Below are 17,979 nucleotides of genomic sequence, written 5' to 3' on the forward strand. Positions count from 1 at the left end.
GCCCGGCCCACCGAGCGCTACCAAGGAAGAGGTTCCCCATGCCCATCGCGCCCGACACCCGCACCGCGATCCGTCCGCAGACCCCCGTCCTGACCCCGGCGGACCTGGAGAAGTGGCTCATCGACCGGGTCGCCTTCCATCTGCACCCGCCCGTCCGGGAGATCGACCCGACGACCCCGCTCGCCGACTACGGCATCGACTCGGTGGCCGCGATCGGCATCTGCGGCGAGATAGAGGAGCGCCACCTGCTGGCGGTCCCGCCGACCCTCGCCTACGACTTCCCGACGGTACGGGCCATCGCCGGGCACCTGGCCGGGCTGCTCGCCGCGGGGGACTCCGGGGCCGCCTCGTGAGCGCACCCGAACCGGTCGCGGTGGTCGGACTGGACTGCCGTTTCCCCGGGGCCCGGGACGCGGGCGAGTTCTGGCAGCTCCTGATGGAGGGCCGCGACGGCACCCGTCGCGTCCCCGAGGAGCGCTGGGAGGCGGACCGCTACCGGCAGGACGGCCCCGCCGCCCCCGGCGAGGCCCGGCCCCCCGGCCGCTCCAACACCGTACGCGGCGGGTTCATCGACGACCCGGACGCCTTCGATCCCGCCTTCTTCGGGATCGCGCCGCGCGAGGCCGCCGCCATGGACCCGCAGCAGCGGCTCCTGCTCCAGTGCGCCTGGCGGGCCGTCGAGGACGCCACGGTGGCCCCCGAGGACCTGGCCGGCACCGACACGGGTGTGTTCGTGGGGGTGATGGCCAACGAGTGGGCCCATCTGCAACTCGCCGACTACGACCGGATCACCGCCCGGCACGGCTCCGGCAACGGCTACTTCATGGGCGCCAACCGCGTCTCGTACCACCTCGACCTCAGGGGGCCCAGCCTCGCCGTCGACACGGCCTGCTCGTCCTCGCTGGTCGCACTGCATCTGGCGGCCGGGGCGCTGCGGACGGGCGACTGCGACTACGCGCTCGCCGGCGGCACCAACCTGATCATGACGCCGGTCCTCAACATCTTCTACACACAGGCGGGCCTGTCCGCGCCGGACGGCCGCTGCAAGCCGTTCAGCGCCTCCGCCGACGGGATCGGGCGCGCCGAGGGCGTCGCCGTCCTGGTCCTGCGCCGGCTCGCGGACGCGCTGGCCGAACGCCAGCCCGTCTACGCCGTGCTGCGCGGCACCGGCGTCAACCAGGACGGCCGCAGCAACGGCATCACCGCGCCCAACCGGTGGGCCCAGCAGCAGCTGATCGAGAGGGTGTGGCGCTCGGCCGGGGTCGGCGCCGACGACATCGGCTTCATCGAGGCGCACGGCACCGGCACCCTCCTCGGCGACATGATGGAGGCGCAGGCGCTCGGAGCACTCACCGGCGGTCGCAGCGGCGGCAGCGTCGCCCTCGGCTCGGTCAAGAGCAACTTCGGGCACGCCGAGGGCGCCGCCGGGATCGCGGGAGTCGTCAAGACCGTCCTCGCGCTGCACCACCGCACCGTACCGCCGAGCCGGTTCGCCGACGACGAGAATCCGGGCCTCCACCTGCCCGAACGCCGCCTGGCACTGCTCAGATCCCCGCTGCGGCTGCCGTCCGGCACCGTGCACGGCGCCGTCAGCAGCTTCGGCATGGGCGGCACCAACGCGCACGCCGTGCTCGCCTCGCCGCCGCGCGCGGTCCACCACTCCGGCGCGCGGGTCCCGGGCGTGTTCACCGTCTCGGCCCGCTCGGCACGTCAACTGGGCCCCAATCTGCTGGCCCAGGCCGACGCGCTGGCCCGGCAGCCCGAGGACCGGCTCGCCCAGCTGTGCTGGACCAGCAACCGCGTCAAGTCCCGGCTGCCGCACCGCGTCGCCGTCACCGCCGACGATCTGGGGACCCTGGTGGCGGGGCTGCGCGAGGCGGCCGGGCGCACCCGCGACGAGGACGGCGGGGTGCGACGCACCGCGCCCGCGGTGGCGTTCGCGTTCACCGGCCAGGGCGCCCAGCACCCCGGTATGGCCGCCTCCTGGTACGCCTCCTCCCCCGTCTACGCCCGCCTCCTCGACGAGATCGACGGGCAGCTCGCCGTCCATGTCGGCCGCTCGGTGCGCGACGCGGTCCTGGAGGGCGACCCGGGGGTGCACCGCACGGGTCTGGCGCAGCCCGCGCTCTTCGCGGTCGAGTACGCGATGGCGGGCGCCCTGGCCGACGCCGGAATCCGTCCGGCGGCCGTCATCGGCCACAGCGTCGGCGAGTTCGCCGCAGCCTGCGCGGCCGGGGTACTCGACCCCGCCGACGCGGCCCGTCTGGTCGCCCGGCGCGGCGCGCTCATGGAGGCGCTGCCGGACGGCGGCGGCATGCTCTCCGTGCCGTTGCCGGAGGCGGAGACGCGGGCGCTGCCGGGCGACCCCGCGCGCGTGTGCGTCGCCGCCGTCAACGGCCCGCGCACCACCGTGGTCGCCGGTGACCTCGACGAACTCGCCCGGCTGCGCGGCGCGTTGGCCGACCGGGGTGTCACCGCCCGCCCGCTGACGGTCTCGCACGCCTTCCACTCCCCGCTGATGCGGCCGGCCGTCGAGCCGTTCCTGACCGAGGGCGCGGACGTGGTGGTGCGCGCGCCCGCGGTGCCGGTCTTCTCGACCCTGTACGGGCGGGTCATGGGCGAGGAGGAGCGCATGGACGCCGCGTACTGGGCGCGCCAGATCACCGCGCCGGTACGATTCTCCGACGCCGCCGCCGACCTGCTGGCGTCCGGCGTCACCCATGTCGTGGAGATCGGCCCGCGCGCCGTGCTCACCCCCCTGCTCGCCCGGCTCGGGGCCGCCGACGCGGACCCGGTGCGCTGCCTCGCCGCCCACCCGGGCGAGCGCGCGCCCCGCCACCCGCTGCACCATCTGCTCGGCGAGCTGTGGAGCACGGGGGCGGCCCCCGGCTGGGACAGCCTGTACCCGGAGGCGGACCGGGTGCCGCGCCGGCTGCCGCCGTACGTCTTCGACGACAGTTTCCGCGCCTGGCGCTCGGCCACCGCCCCCGAGCCACCCGCGCCCCGCCTCCCCGCCGTGGAGGCCGAGGCCCCGGCGACGGACCCCGTCCCGGCGCGCCCGCCGGGTCCGGACGAGGGCGCTCCCCACCGGGTGTCCGAGGTGACCCGCCGCTTGGTGTGCCGGGTCGGCGGGCACGACGACTCCTCCGTACGGAGCAGCTCCCGCCTGGCCGAGGACCTCGGCTTCGACTCGATCCAGGTCATGGAGCTGAAGACCCGCATCGAGAACGAGCTGCCCGAACTCGGCAGTCTGCCCGTCGAGGAGCTGCTCGCGAGTCTGGAGACCGTGGGCGACCTCAGCCGCTATCTCGCCGAGCGCCTGCTCGTACCGGCCGCGTCCGCGGCGGCAGCCGAGCCGTCCACCCCGGAAGGACCGCGCACATGAGCCCGTCACCCGCCCCCGTCGCCCATCTCGTCTCGGTCGGCACCTGTCTGCCGGGCGAACCGGTGGACAACGCCACCCTGGCCAAGCTCGTCGGCATCGACGAGCAGTGGGCCGACATGTTCATCGGCAACGTCAGCCGCCACTTCGCCGTCGACCTGGCGACCGGCCGGGTCCGCCACTCCCTGGCCGACATCGCCTCGACCGCCGCGGACCGGGCCCTCGCGGCGGCGGGCCTGGAAGCCGTGGACATCGACTGCGTCGTCATGGGCACCGCCACCCCGGACCAGCTGATGCCCGCCACCGTCAACCTGGTGGCGGACCGCCTCGGCATCGACAACGTCCCCACCTACCAGCTCCAGTCCGGCTGCGCCGGAGCCGTGCAGGCGCTCGACGTGGCCCGCACCCTGCTCCTGGCCGGACGCTGCTCGACGGTGCTGGTGATCGGCGGCGACGTCTGCGCCAAGCACCTGGAGACCGACTTCGACGCCGGCTCGCGCACCCCGGCCGAGCTGGTCAACTACGTCCTGTTCGGCGACGGGGCGGGCGCGGCCGTGCTCAGCGCCGAGTCCTTCGGGGAGCGCGTCGAGATCCGCCAGGTCCTCAACCGCCTGGTGGGCCTGGGCAAAGCGCCCGGACAGGTCATCGAGTGGTTCGGCCTGGGCGACCGGCACAGCGACCGCACCGCGGTCAGCGAGGACTACAAGGCCATCGAGGCGGCCGTGCCGGTCCTGGCGACCCAGATGTTCTGGGAGCTCATCGGGGACGTGGGCTGGACCGCCGACCAGGTGGACTATCTGCTCCCGCCCCAGCTGTCGGGCCGGATGAGCGACCGTATCTCCGACGCGATGCCCGCCCCGCTGGCCCGGCGGGTCAACGTGGTGCGCACGGTGGGCAACAACGGCAACGCCCTGCCCTTCCTCCAGCTCGCCGAACTGCTCGGCCAGTGGGAGGGCGGCGGGCGCGCCGTCACCGTCGCCGTGGAGTCCAGCAAGTGGATCAAGTCCGGTATCGCCCTGGAGCGCGCATGACCACGACCGAACCGCTCAACGCCCCGTCCGGTACGGGCAGTTGGCTGGCCCCCGAGGCGTTGCGGACCCTGCGCGGCCTGTACGCGGCCGGACGCCTCGAAGCCGCGTATCCCTCAGTGCGCCCCCTGCTCGCCCGGCTGCCCGGGGCCCAACTGCCCGCCGCCGGGCAACTGCTCGCCCGGCTCGACCGCGAGGAGGTCGCCCGCCACCACCCGGACGTGCCCGTGGTCACCGTCGCCGTGACCGGCCAGTCCACCGTCGCCCCGCTGGTCGCCCCGCTCACCGCGGAGCTGGCGCGCCACGGACTGCTCCTCGACCCGGTGCTCTCGCCGTACGGCTCGTACCTCGCGGACCTCCTCGGGCCCGGCTCCCCGGGCGGCGCCCCGCCCCGCCTCACCCTGTGCCTGCTGGACGCGCACACCGTCTTCGAGGAAGTGCCGCTGCCCTGGCGGGTCGAGGACGTGGAGAGCGCGGCCCGCTCCCGGCTCGCCCTGATCGGCCGGGCCGTCCGCGCCCACCAGGACGCCGGGCGGGGCCCCCTGGTCCTCAACACCGTCCCGCTGCTGCACGGCCACGCCCGCCAGCTGATCGACCTGCGCTCCCGGGCCCGGCTCGGCGTGGTGTGGCGGGAGTTCAACAGCGGAGTGCTCGCCCTCGCCGAGGAGCACCCCGGGCTGACCGTGGTCGACCTCGACCCGCTGGTCGCCCGGGGCACTCCGGCGTACGAGCCGCGTACGGGGCTGTACGCCAAGGCACGCCTCGCCGAAGGGCTGCTGGCGGAGTACGCCCGCGATGTCGGCCACCTCGTCACCGGGCTGCTCGGCCGGACCCGCAAGTGCCTGGTCCTCGATCTGGACGGGACGCTGTGGGGCGGGGTGCTCGGTGAGGACGGAATGGAGGGTGTCGAGCTCGGCGGCGGGTTCCGGGGCGAGGCGTTCGTCGAGTTCCAGCGGGTGCTGGCCCAGCTCGGCTCCCAGGGCGTCCTGCTCGCCGTCAGCAGCAAGAACGACGACGACCAGGTGCGCGCCGCGCTGCGCGACCACCCCTCGATGCTGCTGCGCGAGGACGACTTCGTCCGCGTCAACGCCAACTGGTCGGCCAAGCACGACAATCTGCGCGACATCGCCGAGCGGCTCGGGATCGGTCTGGACAGCTTCGTCTTCGTCGACGACAGCACCTTCGAATGCGGGCTGGTACGGGAGCGGTTGCCGCAGGTCGCGGTGGTCCGGGTCGACGAGGAGCCCGCGCTGCACCCGGCCGCGCTGCTCGCGGACGGCTGGTTCGACCTGCCCGTGCTCACCGACGAGGACCGCGAGCGGGCCGGCCGCTACCGCACGGAGGTCCGGCGCCAGGAGTTCCGCGAGGACACCGGCTCCTACCAGGACTATTTGGACGGCCTCGGCATCGAGGTGACGGTACGCCCACCGGAGCCCCACGAGCTGCCCCGCGTCTCCCAACTCACCCTGCGCACCAACCAGTTCCACCTGGCGCCCGAACGGCTGCAACTGCCGCAGGTGCGGGAGTGGGCCGAGGACCCCGACCGCGCCGTACTGGTGGTCCACGCCCGCGACCGGTTCGGCGACCACGGCCTGGTGGGGGCGGTGTTCCTGCGCCGTGACGCACAGGACCTGCACATCGACAACTACGTGCTGAGCTGCCGGGTGTTCTCGCGCGGCATCGAGAGCGCCTGTCTGGCGGCCGTGCTGGAGCACGCGGCCACGTCCGGCGCCCGCGGCGCGCGGGCCCGCCACCGGCCCACCTCGCGCAACGCCGCCTTCGCCTCCTTCTACCCCGACCACGGCTTCGTCCCCACGGGCGTGGCCCCCGACGACCCCACCACCGTGGTGTTCCGCCACGCACTGCGCGACATCACACCCGCCCCGGCCCATCTGCGGCTGCACACCGCCTTCCAGGAGAGCTGACCATGACCGCCACCGCCATCGCCGACACCGCCGGGTTCTGCGCGCTCCTGGAGGACGAGCTCGGTATCCGCATCGCCCCCGAGGACCTCGACCGGCCACTGGACGAAGTGGCCGAGTGGGACTCGGTCCATCTGCTGCGCCTGGTCACCGTGGTGGAGAACGTCACGGGCCGCCGTATCCCGGTGGCCGGTCTCCTGGAGGCCGTGACCTTCCAGCAGATGTACGAGGTGGTGCGCGCGTGAACGGGCCGGCCGCGCCGGCGCGCTGCCTCCTCCGGGCGCCGCGCGAGGACGCGCCGCTGCGGTTGTTCTGCTTCCACCACGCGGGCGGCGGCGCCTCGTTCTACGGTCCGTGGCCGTCCCGGGTCGTGCCCGGCGTCGACGTCCTGCCGGTGCAGCTGCCCGGCCGCGAGTCCCGTCTGCGCGAACGGCGGTTCCAGGACGCGGGGACCGCGGCCGGGGCCCTCGCGAACGAACTCGCGCCATGGCTGGACCGCCCGTACGCGGTGTACGGGCACAGCATGGGCGCGCTGCTCGCCTTCGCGGTGGTGGCGGCCCGGATGCGGGCGGGGGGCCGGGCGCCGCTCGCCGTGTTCGTCGGCGCGTACGCGGCCCCGCACCTCACTCCGCCGCTGCCGCCCGCCGATCTGTACGGCGACGCGGAGCTCGCCCGGCTGCTGGTGGACGTCGGCGGGCTGCACCCGCAGTTCCTGGGGCGGGCCGACTGGCTGCGGGCGCTGCTGCCCGTCGTCCGGGACGATCTGCGGATCTGCGCCAGCCACCGGGCGGCGGGACTGCCGGACCCGGCCGAGGAGGGGCAGCGGCTGCCGCTGGACATCCGGGCCTTCGCGGGCGCGGACGACGCGCTCGTGGACGCCGGGTCGGTGTACGCCTGGGAGCGGTACGGGCGCGAGTTCCGCCTCACGACGGTGCCGGGCGGGCACTTCTTCCCGCGCGAGGCCCCCGAGCCCTTCTTCGAGGAGCTCAACCGCTCGCTGACCGGCCTGCTCGCCGAAGCCCGTCGGGCCCCCGTGTGAGGGGGCCGCCTCACCGTGGCCCCACCACGCGCGGCACCCCGGCCATGCGCCGCCGCGCCTCACCCGCGTTCTTCTCGTACAGGGCGCGCTGCTCGTCCACGCCGGGCATGATCCACAACGGGCGCGAGGAGCCGTCGGCGAAGGCGAGCCCCTCGGTGTCGGGGCGCAGCCCGGTGAGGGTGAGCGCGAAGGACTCCTGGTAGTCGACGGCGCCGTCGGCGGTGAGGCGGAAGGGGCGGTCGTGGCCCGGATAGATGACATCGGCCTCCCGCACCACCCGGTCGATGCTGCGGGCCGCGAGGTCGGCGTCCCAGAAGACCAGCGGGTTGCGGCGGGTGGTGGCCACGTACGCGAAGTGCAGGGCGTCGCCGGTGATCGCGGCGACCCCGGCGTCGGTGTCGACCAGGACGCCGATGCTGCCGGGCGAGTGGCCGGGCAGGGCGATGACGCCGACGCCGGGCAGGATCTCCTCGCCGTCCGCCACCTCGCGGATGGGCAGTTGCTCCAGGAGCAGCCCCGTCCAGGCGGGGGTCGCCCAGTCGTTGGAGTGCGGCGCGTGGGCGTAGCGCCGTTCGTCGCCGTGGAGGAGGAGTTCGGCGCGGGGGAACAGGTCGATGTTCTGCACATGGTCCCAGTGGGCGTGGGTGAGCACCACGGTGTCGATGTCCGCCGCGGTGAGGCCGTGGGCCGCGAGCGCCGCCCACAGATGGGGGCGGCGGCCGACGTGGGCGGCGTCGACGAGGACGGTACGGGGGCGGCCGGTGGCGTCGGCGCCCCGGACCAGGAAGACGCCGCAGAAGGCGGGGTAGCCCTGGTCGGTGTCGATGGCGAAGCCGGGCAGGAGGATGTCGATCGTCGGCATGGGGCTCCCTTGGGTGTGGCCGCCGTCGGGGCGCGGCGGCCGGTCCGGTGTCAGCCGTCGGCCGCCTCGTGGAGGGCGGCGCGCAGCGCGTGGAGGCTGTGCGGGTTGGCGAGGGTGGACAGGTCGCCGGGTTCGTCCTGGGTGGCGCAGTCGCGGATGAGGCGGCGCATCACCTTGCCGGTGCGGGTGCGCGGCAGTTCGGGCAGGGCGAGGACCCGGCTGGGCCGGAAGGCGGGCCCGAGCGCCTCGGCCACGCGGGCCCGGATCCGCTCGGCCTGCGGCCCCGACAGCGTCCCGGTCGCGGGCACCACGAAGCACCAGAGCGCCTCGCCCTTCACCGGGTGCGGCACCCCGACCGCCGCCGCCTCGGCCACGGCGGGGTCCTTCAGCGCGGCCTCCTCGACCTCGGCGGGGCCCAGCCGCTTGCCCGCCACCTTCATCACGTCGTCGAGGCGTCCGTGCACGAACCACTCACCGTCCGAGCGGGACACCAGGTCGCCGTGGGACCAGCGGCCGGGCCTGCGGCCGAAGTAGGTGCGGGCGAAGCGCTCGGGCGAGCGCCACAGGCCCCGCGTCATGCCCGGCCAGGACTGGCGCACCACCAGCTCGCCCAGCTCGCCCTCGCCGGCCTCGCCGCCGTCGGCGTGCTCGATGACCGCGTCGATACCGAGGCACGGTCCGGTGAAGCCGCACGGCGTCTGGGGGACGGTGGGCGCGGAGGCCAGGAGCGAGCCGCCCACCTCCGTGCCGCCGCTGATGTTGATGACGGGGCAGCGACCGCCGCCGACCTGCTCGGAGTACCAGCGCCAGGCGTCCTCGGTCCAGGGCTCGCCGGTGGAGCCGAGCACGCGCAGCCGGGACGAGGTGGGCGCGGGCGCCCCGGTGGCCATCAGGGCCCGCGCGAGGCTGGGCGAGCTGCCGAAGACGCTGACCCGGTGCTCCTGCAGCAGCCGTCCCAGCCGGTCCGCGCCGGGGTGGTCGACGGCGCCCTCGTACGTGAGGACGCAGGCGCCCGCGAGGGTGCAGCCGATCGCGACCAGCGCGAACATGATCCAGCCGGGGTCGGTGACCCAGAACGCCACGTCGTCGGGGCGCACATCGAGGTTGTAGCGGACCTCGGAGCCGACCTGGACGGGGAATCCGCCGTGGGTGTGGACGGCGCCCTTGGGGCGTCCGGTGGTGCCGGAGGTGTACAGGAGGAGGAAGGGCGCGTCGGCTGCCAGCGGAACGGTCTCGGCGGGCTCCGCCTCGGTGAGCGCCCGCCAGGTGGTGGTGGCCGGGGCGGGCGCGGGCGCGGGGCCGGGCGGCTCGTCGGCGACGACCACCAGGTGGGTCACGTCCGGGACCCGCTCCGCCGCCGCGCGGGCGACCGGCAGCATCTCGTACCGTCTGCCGTGCCGGGTGGTGGAGGCGGCCGTGACCAGCACCCGCGCCCCGGCGTCGGCGAGGCGCACCGCCAGGGCGTCGGCGCCGAAGCCGGAGAACACGGGGACGAGGACGGCGCCGACGCGGGCACAGGCGAAGAGCAGCAGGAAGGCCTCGGGACCGGGCGGCAGATACCCCGCCACCCGGTCCCCCTCCCCCACTCCCAGGCCGCGGAGTCCCGTGGCGACCCGGGCGCTGAGGCGCGCGGCCTCGCGGTAGCCGAGGCGTCCCTGTGTGCCGTCCTCGCGCTCCCACCGCAGTGCGGTCGCGTCCGGGCGCCCGCCCCGCACATGGCGCTCCAGACAGGAGTCGACCAGGTTGGTCCGCCCGCCGGGGAACCAGCGGGTGGCGGCGATCCCGCCCTGCCCGTCGCGGGTGCGCCGCGGTTCCTCGTGCCAGACGACGCCGATGTCGCGGGCGGCGGCCGACCAGTACCACTCGGGGTCCGCGACCGAGCGGGCCTGCAGCGCGCGGTAGCCGTCCAGGCCGTGGGCCCGGCAGAACCGGGCGACGTTGCTGTCCCGGATCAGCTCCCGGCCGGGGTACCAGGCGTACTCGCCCACGTCACGCCTCCGGGTTCTCGACGAGCGCGGCGATGCCCTGGCCGCCACCGATGCACAGCGCGACGACGGCGAACCGTCCGCCGGTGCGGCGCAGTTCATGGGCGGCCTTGAGCAGCAGGACCGTGCCGGTCGCGCCGACCGGATGGCCGAGCGCGATGGCCCCGCCGTTGGGGTTGACCCGCTCGGGGTCGAGTCGGAGGTCGTCGAGGACCGCGAGGACCTGTGCGGCGAACGCCTCGTTGAGCTCGACGACCGCGATGTCGCCGGCGTCCAGCCCGGCGCGCCGCAGCAGCTTCCGGATGGCCCCGGCGGGCGCGAAGCCCATGATCTCCGGTTCCAGGGCGGTGACCACCACATCCCGCAGCAGACACAGCGGGACGGTCCCCGCGCGCAGGTCCGTGAGGCGTGTCAGCACCACGGCGGCGGCCCCGTCATTGATCCCGGCCGAGTTCCCTGCGGTGACCGTGCCGTCGGGGGTGAACGCGGGGTCGAGCCGGGCGAGGCGCTCCACGGTGGTGCCGGGGCGCGGGTGTTCGTCCTGCCCGACCGTGCCGTCCGGGGTGGGTACGGGAACAATCTGGGCGGTGAACCGCCCCTTGGCCAGGGCCTCGGCGGCCCGCTGCTGGCTCCCGGCGGCCCAGCTGTCCTGGCGCGCCCGGGAGATGGCGAACCGCGCGGCCACCGTCTCCCCCGTCAGCCCCATCGGGCCGTGCGAGAAGGGGTCGGTGACCAGGGAGAACGTACCGTCGATCCAGGGCTCACCGGGGAGCTCGTCGGCGGCGCGCTCGCCGTAGTCGAGCAGCGGCTGCCGGGTCATCGACTCGTTGCCGCCGGCCACCATCACCTGTGCCTCGCCCAGCGCGAGCGTCTGGGCCGCGGACCAGACGGCCTGGAGGCCGGAACCGCACAGCCGGTTGACGTTGTACGCGCGGACCCCGGCGGGCAGTCCGGCGGCCAGGGCGGCGCGCCGCGCGTTGAACGCGTCCGGCCCCACCTGGCCGACGCAGCCGAGGACGACCTCGTCGACGCTCTGCGGATCGACGTCCGCGCGCAGCAGCGCCTCCCTGATCACCAGGGCGCCGAGCCGGTGCGCCGGGACGGACCGCAGGGCCCCCTTGAAACGCCCCACGGGGGTGCGTGCCCCGTGGACGACCGCGATGTCGGACAGCATCAGATTCCCCGCTCCTCCGGCCGGTCGAGGACCCGCCTGCGGAAGGGGAGGGCCGCGCCCTCCCGGCGGACTGACGGAACGGAACCGTTCCGGCTCGTAGCGGAACGTACTCCCGGGAGGCGTGGAACGCAACCGTTCCGTTCCGTGTTAGCCTCCGATCATGGCCGCCCTCCCCGACGACGAAGTGCGCCGCCCGCCCGCGGGAGCGGGTGTACTGCGCGAGTCCGTGACCGAGACGATCCGCCGCGCCATGTTCGAGGAGCTGGCGGAGTCCGGGTACGCGCGGATGTCCATGGAGGCCGTGACCCGCCGCGCGGGTGTCGGCAAGGCCGCGCTCTACCGCCGCTGGCCGTCCAAGGAGGCCATGGTCGTCGAGCTGGTCTCCGAGGCCGCCGCCGCCCACATCCCCACGACCACCGACGCGGGATCGCTGCACGGCGACGTCGAGCGGTTCCTCCACGAGACCCTGCGCGCCCTGCGCCACCCGCTGGTGGGCCGGATCATCCCCGACCTGCTGGCCGAGTCCGCCCGCAGCGCCTCGCTCCACGACGCGCTGCACCTGGCGGTCCTCGGGCCCCGCCGCGCGGCGGTCGCCACCCTCCTGGACCGCGCGGCGCACAGGGGCGAGCTGCCGCCCGGCATCGACACGGCCCTGGCCACCGACCTGTTCGGCGCGCCGCTGTACTTCCGCGTGCTGGCGGCCGGCGGCCCGACCGACGACGCCTATGTCACGCGGCTGGCCCACGCCGTCGTGGCGGCGGTCGCCGCGAGCCGCTGACCGCCGGGCGCGCTCACCCGGGCAGGAGCGCGGCCTCCATGTCGCAGCACCCGCCGCGCCGCATCAGCCGCCCCACCGACAGCCACGCCTCGTCGGCGTCGGCGTGCCGCTCCGGTGCCTCGAAGGCGTCCACCAACTCCTCGGTGGCATACGGCACTCCGCCCCGCAGCACCGAGACGGTCCGCACCATCGCGTCGAAGTCCTCGAACGGGTCGCCGTCCACCACCGTCAGATCGGCGAGCTTCCCCTGCTCCACGGTGCCGAGATGGCGCTCGACCCCGAAGAGGCGGGCCGGGAGCACGGTCGCGGTACGCAGGGCCGCCGCCGGGGAGAGTCCGCCCCGGTGCAGCGCGCGCAGCCCCAGGTGCAGCGAGAGGCCCACGGGCACGATCGGGGCGTCCGTGCCTAGCGCCACCAGGCCGCCCGCCGCGAGGACCCGGCGGTAGACGTCCGTCTCCGTGCGGAGGGTGGCGAGCTGGGCCTCGGTCGGTGGCACGCCCGCCGACTGCCGCACCGCCGCGGCGTCCCACGGCGGCATCACCACGGTGACCCGCGGATCCGCCGCGAGCCCGGGATCGGCCCCGATCAGCGGCGCCGAGGTGAACGGTGTGGCGATGAGCGCGAAGTTCACCCCCCGCGCCGAGTAGATCTCCACCACGTCCTCGTACGCGTGCCCCGACGCGGTGGTGGCATGGCCGGCCTCGGCGCGCTGGGTGGCCTGGAGATGCGTCGTCAGGTCCTGTCCCAACTGGACACCGGGCGACAGCAGATGGCTTCCGGCGCGCACCCCGAGGCGTTCGTGCGCGAACCGCGCCGCCTCCTCCATCACCCAGCCGGGCGCCCGCACATAGGTCTTGACGAAGTCCCAGTCCAGTGCCGCGCCCCGCTCCAGCGACCGGCGCAGCCCCGCCCTGGTGCGATGGGCGCGCCCCATGCTGTACGCCACCCGGGAGCCGTCGAGCAGCTCCCCCGTGGTCAGCAGCCGGGGCCCGGCGAGCTGCCCCGCGGCGACCGCCTCGCGGATCCGGGCCTGTTCGTAGGCGAACCCGCCGAGGGAGACGGCGGTGGTGATCCCGTAGGTGAGCTGGCCCACCGTCTGGCGGCCACCGTAGGTGCTCTGCCAGGGGTGGGTGTGCGTGTCCCACAGACCGGGCACGACCGTACGCCGCGAGGCGTCGATCCGTCGCAGCGCGCCCCGGCCGCCGCGGTGCGGCTCGACGGAGGTGATGCGCCCGTCCCGTACGACGATGTCGACGTCGTCCCGGACCCTCTCGCCGGTCCCGTCCCACAGCCGCCCGGCGTGCACCACGGTGTCGGCGGGCGCGGGCGTACGCGCCTGGAGCGCCACCCGAACCGTGCGCGCGGGCCCGCCCTCGGCGCCGATGAGCCGCAGGCGCGAGCCGGACAGGTACAGCAGCGTCCTGGAGTCCCCGGACCAGGAGGGGTGGTCGGCGGGCTCGTCGGTGAGGGTGCGCGGCGGGCCCTGCGGGGTGCCGTCGGGGGCGACGGGCAGCAGACAGAGGGCGGACTCGACGATCACCGCCATCCAGCGTCCGTCGGGCGACCAGACGGGCCCCGAGTCGTACCGGTCGGAGACGGAGACGTGCGGCGCCACCGCGTGCGGACGGGCGGTGCCGGTCTCGGTGTCCACGACCCGGATGAGGTTGTAGCCCTCCCTGAAGCGCGCGTTGAGACGGTTGCGGTCGCAGAACGCGAGCCGGCGCCCGTCGGGCGACCAGCTGGGACGGCCCGGCAGGCCGCCGCCGCCCAGGGGCGCGGCCAGGACGCGTTCGGTACCGGATGCCAGGTCGCGCAGGAGGAGGCGGCCGGTCATGTCGAAGCAGGCGAGCCGGGTGCCGTCGGGCGAGAGCGCCGGGTGCACCCGGCCGCCGGTGGCCAGCGCGGTCTCCTCACCGGTGGCCAGATCCCGTCGGTACACGCCGAGCAGCCCGTCGCGGTCGTCGGTGTAGAGCAGCGCCGTCCCGTCGCGGGTCCAGACCGGACCGAGCAGATAGCGCGTCGGCGCCGACGTACGCAGCCGCCGGGGCACCCCGGTACCCGAAGTGTCCACCAGCCACAGCGTGTTGAGGGCGGCGAAGGCGATGTGCCGCCCGTCGGGCGAGAGCGCGGGCAGATGGACGCCCCGCACCGGCCGCACCCGCCCCTCGCCGAGGTCGTACTCCTTGACGCGGTACCGCGGGCGCTCCACCGGCAGCACGCCCTCGAACGGGATCGGCTCCGGCTCACCGGGCCGCTCCGGCCGTACGAGGGTGAAGTGCCCGTCGACCGTCAGCAGCAGCTCCCCGGCGGCCGTCCAGCGCGGCGGCACCGGCGCGATGTCCCCGGCGACGGCCACCCGTTCACCGTCGACGACCAGCACGCAGGAGCCGTTCGGCGCGGCCGTGGTGCACAGATACGCGAGCCGGTGGCCGTCGGGCGCGAGCGCGGGGCACATGACCTGCGCGGCTGCGCTCTCCGTGTGGACGACGCCGACGGGTCCGGCGCCGTCGGCCGCGACGGCCGCGACGGTCCGCGCCTCCACACCGAGTCCCAGCGCGGTGGTGACGACCTTCGCGCGCACGAACAGCACGCGCGTGCCGTCCGGGGACCAGGTGGGGTCGAAGTCCTCCCAGCCGCCGTCCTGGAGCGGCCCGTCCTGACCGGGGAGCCCGGTCAGCCGGGTGAGCCGCCCGGTCCGCAGGTCCAGCACATGGACGCGGTACGCGCTGCCCTCCACCGGGTCGCCCGCGCGCTCGGAAGCGAAGGCGATCCGGGTTCCGTCGGGCGACCAGGCCGGTCCCCGGTCGTCCCACGGCCCGTCGGTGCGCCGGCGCACGTCCGAGCCGTCCGGCCGCATGGTCCACACGTGGTAGCCGCCGCCCCGATAGGCGCAGAAGGCGATGAGCGAGCCGTCGGGCGAGTGGACGGGCCGCAGCGGTTCCAGCCCCGCCGGGGTGAGCGGCACCGCCTCGCCGCCGTGCCGTGGCAGCGACCACAGCACGCTCTGGACCTCGGCGACCAGCCGGTCCCCGGCGGGCGACAGGCTCGCGGAGCCGTTGGTGGCCTCGCTGAACGACAGGGGGAGCCCGGCGCGCGGGCGGGCAGCCGCGGGGACCGTGCCGACGGCGGTGACGGCCCCGGCCGCACCGGCGGCGGCGAGCAGTTGACGACGGGACAGGGAGCTCGCGGCGAGGCCGCCGGTGTCACGATCCATGCCCCCACACGCTGGCGCACCACGCACCCCGTGGGCAACCGTGCCGTTCCGGCCAGACGGGCGACGGTCAGATCCGCCAGGACCGTATCCGGTCGGCCGCGTCATAGGCGTCGGTGTGGCCCGCGTCCATGTCGCGGGCGAGGTCGATGAGGGCGCCGTACGGGGCGTCCAGGCCCTCGCCCGCGGCGTTCATGTACGCGACGACCACCGCGGCACCGAAGAGCGCGTTGCGGGCGGGCAGCGGGCGCAGACGGATGATCGCGTGCATCAGGGCCCCCGCCCGCCAGGAGTTGTCGACGGTCGCCTCCACCCGGGGGGTGTTGACGCGGTGGCGGCCGACGGCGGCCACCAGGCTGGAGAAGTCGTGGACGGTGGGCTGTTTGGGCAGCACTTCCGTCTGGCGCTCGAGCAGCCAGCGGATGTCGATGTGGAACTCCACCGTCAGGCGGCCCGCCCCGAGGTGTCCCCCCGGCCGGGTGCGTCCTCCGGGAAGGCCGCGTCGAAGGCGTCGCCCTGTTCGGCGATGAAGGAGCGGAAGACCTCGGCCGCGCCTTCCAGCCGTGGATCGCGGACCGCCTCGTACGCCGCCTGTGTGATGAGCGCGGTCACCGTCGACCCCTCCGCCGCCGCGCGCTCCTTGAGCAGCGCGTGCAGCTGGTCGTCGACCCGGATCGTCACCGACTTGGACATGTCTCGACCGTACCGCAGGCCGCCCGGAGCGGGGCGGTCTCGTCCGAAACGGTCCCGCCGCCCTCGCGTCCGGCGGGCAAGTCCGGGACGGGGGTCAGGCGTTCGCCGCGTACCGCCAGAAGTCGTGCATCGCGTCGGGCAGCGGGCTGGGGCCGCCCAGCTCCAGCTGGGTGAGCAGGATCGTGACCGTGCCGGTGGAGGGGACGATGTACGCGGCCGTTCCGGTGCCGCCGACCCAGCCGTACCGGCCCGGCACGTGCCACGGCTCGTCCGGCTCGATGTCGACCGAGCCGCCGAACCCCCAGCCCTGACCGCTGAGGAACAGCCTGCCCGTCTCGCGCTGGGCGGGCGTGAGGTGATCGGTCGTCATCTGCCGCACGGCGGCGGGCGACAGCACGCGGCGGCCGTCGAGCGTCCCCGCGGCGAGCAGCATCCGGGCGAAGGTGTGCAGATCGTCGACGGTCGAGACGAGCCCGCCCGCCCCGGACGGGAACGCGGGCAGGGTGCTCCACTGCCCGTCCTGCGCGTCGACCTGTTCCAGGCCGCCGTGGTCGGCGCCGCCGGCCCGGTAGTAGCCGGTGAAGCGGCCCAGGTCGGCGGCCGGGACCGCGAAGCCGGTGTCGGTCATGCCCAGCGGCTCGAAGATCCGCTCGGCCAGGAAGTCGGGCAGCGGGAGGCCGGCGGCCCGGGCGACCAGGACGCCCTGGATGTCGGAGCAGAGGTTGTACAGCCAGGCCTCCCCCGGCTGGTGCAGCATCGGGATGCGGCCGAGCGCCGCCATCCACGCGTCCGGTGCCGCCACGGCCTGCGGCTGCGGGGGGCCCTGGAGCAGCTCGGTGAAGAGCGGTGCGACCGCGGGGAGCGAGAAGTCGGCCGGGAAGCCGTATCCGGCGCGGAAGGTGAGCAGGTCCTCCACCGTGATGGGGCGGACGGCCGGGACCACGTCGTCGAGGGGGCTCGCGGGCGTCCGCACCACGGTGGGGGACGCCAGTTCCGGCAGCCACCGGGCCACCGGCGAGTCCAGTGCGATCCGGCCCTCGTCGACCAGCGTCATCACCGCCGCCGCCATGATCGGCTTGGTGAGCGAGGCGATACGGAAGATCGAGTCCCGGGCCATGGGGGTGCTGCCCCCGGCGTCGGTGGAGCCGAGGGCGGCCACCTCCACCCGGTCGCCCCGCACCACCAGGGCCACGGCCCCCGGCGCGCGGCCGGCGCCCACGTGCTTGTCGAGGATGTCGTGCAGCTCGCTCATCGGTCCGCCTTCACATGTCGGTACTGGGCAGTCGAAAAGGAAGACCGCCGGTGGCCCCGGAACTCATCGGTCCCTCGCCCAACGATCCCTTCGCACCCCTGTCACCTGCGCGAACGACTAGGATCACGAGGATTTTTCACCACGGGGGAAGGAATGTGACCGGTGCGCGTTGGGGGCATGGGCATCGCGCTGGCGACCGCGGGAGCGGCGCTCGCGGTGATGCTGGCGGGACGCGGGAGCGGCGAGTTCGAGCACGAGGGCGGGAGCGACGGAATCGGCTCGCCGGAACCGGAGCCGGGCGAGGGCGAGGGCGCTTCGGCCAAAGGGTCCGGCGCGACGGGCCGCGAACGAGTCGGGGTCCGGGCCGCGTTGACGGCCGTGGCCAGGAGTACCGGCGAGCCGGCCTCGTACAGGACGCCGAAGAGCGGGGAGCCGGGAGGGGGCCACTCCGGGACGGTGTTCCGGAAGTCACCGTCCGCGGGCGTCGTCGAGCCGGCATGAAGTCGGGCGTCAGCGAGGTACGGATGCAGGTGAGGGGTGCCGCCCGGCCGGGCGGCACCCCCCCTTCCCCCCTTCTTCTGTCGTTTGGGGGGGGGGGGCCCACGGTTTGAGACACCGGTGTCGATCCCCTCTACAGTCCCCGTGCCATCCCA

15 protein-coding genes are annotated in these 17,979 nt (G+C 74.9%); 8 read left to right on the plus strand and 7 right to left on the minus strand.

The features are described from left to right. The first annotated feature begins 38 nt into the window (after positions 1-38). The 6 genes from ACZ5ID_RS01700 to ACZ5ID_RS01725 are packed head-to-tail and all read left to right on the plus strand — an operon-like array spanning position 39 to position 7,371. On the plus strand, positions 39-353 hold the full coding sequence (locus ACZ5ID_RS01700; RefSeq protein ID WP_468892440.1) for an acyl carrier protein: 315 nt from the start codon (positions 39-41) through the stop codon (positions 351-353). Continuing rightward, entirely contained in the window at positions 350-3,385 is a 3,036-nt protein-coding gene (locus tag ACZ5ID_RS01705) for a type I polyketide synthase (protein ID WP_468892442.1), read from the plus strand. The genes ACZ5ID_RS01700 and ACZ5ID_RS01705 overlap by 4 nt, the downstream gene beginning before the upstream one ends. Then, positions 3,382-4,413 carry a 3-oxoacyl-ACP synthase III family protein gene (locus ACZ5ID_RS01710; RefSeq protein ID WP_468892444.1) on the plus strand — a complete coding sequence of 344 codons (1,032 nt, stop codon included), beginning with the start codon at positions 3,382-3,384 and terminating at the stop codon, positions 4,411-4,413. Before ACZ5ID_RS01705 ends, ACZ5ID_RS01710 begins: the two co-directional genes overlap by 4 nt. Continuing rightward, the gene (locus tag ACZ5ID_RS01715) at positions 4,410-6,335 is read left to right on the plus strand and encodes an HAD-IIIC family phosphatase (protein ID WP_468892446.1); all 1,926 of its coding nucleotides are present in this window, start codon (positions 4,410-4,412) and stop codon (positions 6,333-6,335) included. Before ACZ5ID_RS01710 ends, ACZ5ID_RS01715 begins: the two co-directional genes overlap by 4 nt. 2 nt (positions 6,336-6,337) lie before the next feature. Next, positions 6,338-6,577, plus strand: a complete 240-nt coding sequence (locus ACZ5ID_RS01720) for an acyl carrier protein (RefSeq protein WP_468892448.1) — start codon at positions 6,338-6,340, stop codon at positions 6,575-6,577. Continuing rightward, positions 6,574-7,371, plus strand: a complete 798-nt coding sequence (locus tag ACZ5ID_RS01725) for a thioesterase II family protein (RefSeq protein WP_468892450.1) — start codon at positions 6,574-6,576, stop codon at positions 7,369-7,371. Before ACZ5ID_RS01720 ends, ACZ5ID_RS01725 begins: the two co-directional genes overlap by 4 nt. Positions 7,372-7,381: 10 nt before the next feature. Here the strand turns inward: ACZ5ID_RS01725 and ACZ5ID_RS01730 are convergent, their stop codons facing one another. From ACZ5ID_RS01730 to ACZ5ID_RS01740, 3 genes are read right to left on the minus strand one after another with little or no spacing between them, the layout of a single operon-like run. Further along, positions 7,382-8,233: an MBL fold metallo-hydrolase gene (locus tag ACZ5ID_RS01730; RefSeq protein WP_468892452.1), complete on the minus strand. Its 852-nt coding sequence runs from the start codon at positions 8,231-8,233 to the stop codon at positions 7,382-7,384. A gap of 50 nt (positions 8,234-8,283) precedes the next feature. Further along, positions 8,284-10,221 (minus strand): AMP-binding protein, encoded by a 1,938-nt coding sequence (locus ACZ5ID_RS01735; RefSeq protein ID WP_468892454.1) that lies wholly within the window; start codon positions 10,219-10,221, stop codon positions 8,284-8,286. 1 nt (position 10,222) lies between these two features. Continuing rightward, a complete protein-coding gene (locus ACZ5ID_RS01740) occupies positions 10,223-11,392 on the minus strand; it encodes a thiolase family protein (protein ID WP_468892456.1) in 1,170 nt (389 codons plus the stop codon). 160 nt (positions 11,393-11,552) lie between these two features. Here ACZ5ID_RS01740 and ACZ5ID_RS01745 point away from each other — a divergent pair, with 160 nt between their 5' ends. Beyond that, the gene (locus ACZ5ID_RS01745) at positions 11,553-12,170 is read left to right on the plus strand and encodes a TetR/AcrR family transcriptional regulator (RefSeq protein ID WP_468892458.1); all 618 of its coding nucleotides are present in this window, start codon (positions 11,553-11,555) and stop codon (positions 12,168-12,170) included. A gap of 13 nt (positions 12,171-12,183) precedes the next feature. Here the strand turns inward: ACZ5ID_RS01745 and ACZ5ID_RS01750 are convergent, their stop codons facing one another. The 4 genes from ACZ5ID_RS01750 to ACZ5ID_RS01765 all read right to left on the minus strand — a co-directional run bounded on the left by ACZ5ID_RS01750 (position 12,184) and on the right by ACZ5ID_RS01765 (position 17,326). After that, entirely contained in the window at positions 12,184-15,384 is a 3,201-nt protein-coding gene (locus ACZ5ID_RS01750; RefSeq protein ID WP_468892460.1) for an amidohydrolase family protein, read from the minus strand. A gap of 67 nt (positions 15,385-15,451) precedes the next feature. Next, a complete protein-coding gene (locus tag ACZ5ID_RS01755) occupies positions 15,452-15,823 on the minus strand; it encodes a toxin Doc (protein WP_406552481.1) in 372 nt (123 codons plus the stop codon). A 2-nt stretch (positions 15,824-15,825) separates the two neighbouring features. Beyond that, positions 15,826-16,074 (minus strand): ribbon-helix-helix protein, CopG family, encoded by a 249-nt coding sequence (locus ACZ5ID_RS01760; RefSeq protein WP_468892462.1) that lies wholly within the window; start codon positions 16,072-16,074, stop codon positions 15,826-15,828. A 94-nt stretch (positions 16,075-16,168) separates the two neighbouring features. Next, the gene (locus ACZ5ID_RS01765) at positions 16,169-17,326 is read right to left on the minus strand and encodes a serine hydrolase domain-containing protein (protein WP_468892464.1); all 1,158 of its coding nucleotides are present in this window, start codon (positions 17,324-17,326) and stop codon (positions 16,169-16,171) included. A 162-nt stretch (positions 17,327-17,488) separates the two neighbouring features. Between ACZ5ID_RS01765 and ACZ5ID_RS01770 the strand changes: the two genes are divergently transcribed. Further along, on the plus strand, positions 17,489-17,827 hold the full coding sequence (locus ACZ5ID_RS01770) for a hypothetical protein (RefSeq protein WP_468892466.1): 339 nt from the start codon (positions 17,489-17,491) through the stop codon (positions 17,825-17,827). Positions 17,828-17,979 lie beyond the last annotated feature (152 nt).

The organism is Streptomyces sp. NPDC031670 (genome assembly GCF_055580545.1).

Coding starts and splice junctions, on each gene's coding strand:
- ACZ5ID_RS01700 (WP_468892440.1), top strand. CDS start 39: ATGCCCATCGCGCCCGACACCCGCACCGCGATCCGTCCGCAGACCCCC.
- ACZ5ID_RS01710 (WP_468892444.1), top strand. CDS start 3,382: ATGAGCCCGTCACCCGCCCCCGTCGCCCATCTCGTCTCGGTCGGCACC.
- ACZ5ID_RS01715 (WP_468892446.1), top strand. CDS start 4,410: ATGACCACGACCGAACCGCTCAACGCCCCGTCCGGTACGGGCAGTTGG.
- ACZ5ID_RS01720 (WP_468892448.1), top strand. CDS start 6,338: ATGACCGCCACCGCCATCGCCGACACCGCCGGGTTCTGCGCGCTCCTG.
- ACZ5ID_RS01730 (WP_468892452.1), bottom strand. CDS start 8,233: ATGCCGACGATCGACATCCTCCTGCCCGGCTTCGCCATCGACACCGAC.
- ACZ5ID_RS01740 (WP_468892456.1), bottom strand. CDS start 11,392: ATGCTGTCCGACATCGCGGTCGTCCACGGGGCACGCACCCCCGTGGGG.
- ACZ5ID_RS01745 (WP_468892458.1), top strand. CDS start 11,553: ATGGCCGCCCTCCCCGACGACGAAGTGCGCCGCCCGCCCGCGGGAGCG.
- ACZ5ID_RS01750 (WP_468892460.1), bottom strand. CDS start 15,384: ATGGATCGTGACACCGGCGGCCTCGCCGCGAGCTCCCTGTCCCGTCGT.
- ACZ5ID_RS01760 (WP_468892462.1), bottom strand. CDS start 16,074: ATGTCCAAGTCGGTGACGATCCGGGTCGACGACCAGCTGCACGCGCTG.
- ACZ5ID_RS01765 (WP_468892464.1), bottom strand. CDS start 17,326: ATGAGCGAGCTGCACGACATCCTCGACAAGCACGTGGGCGCCGGCCGC.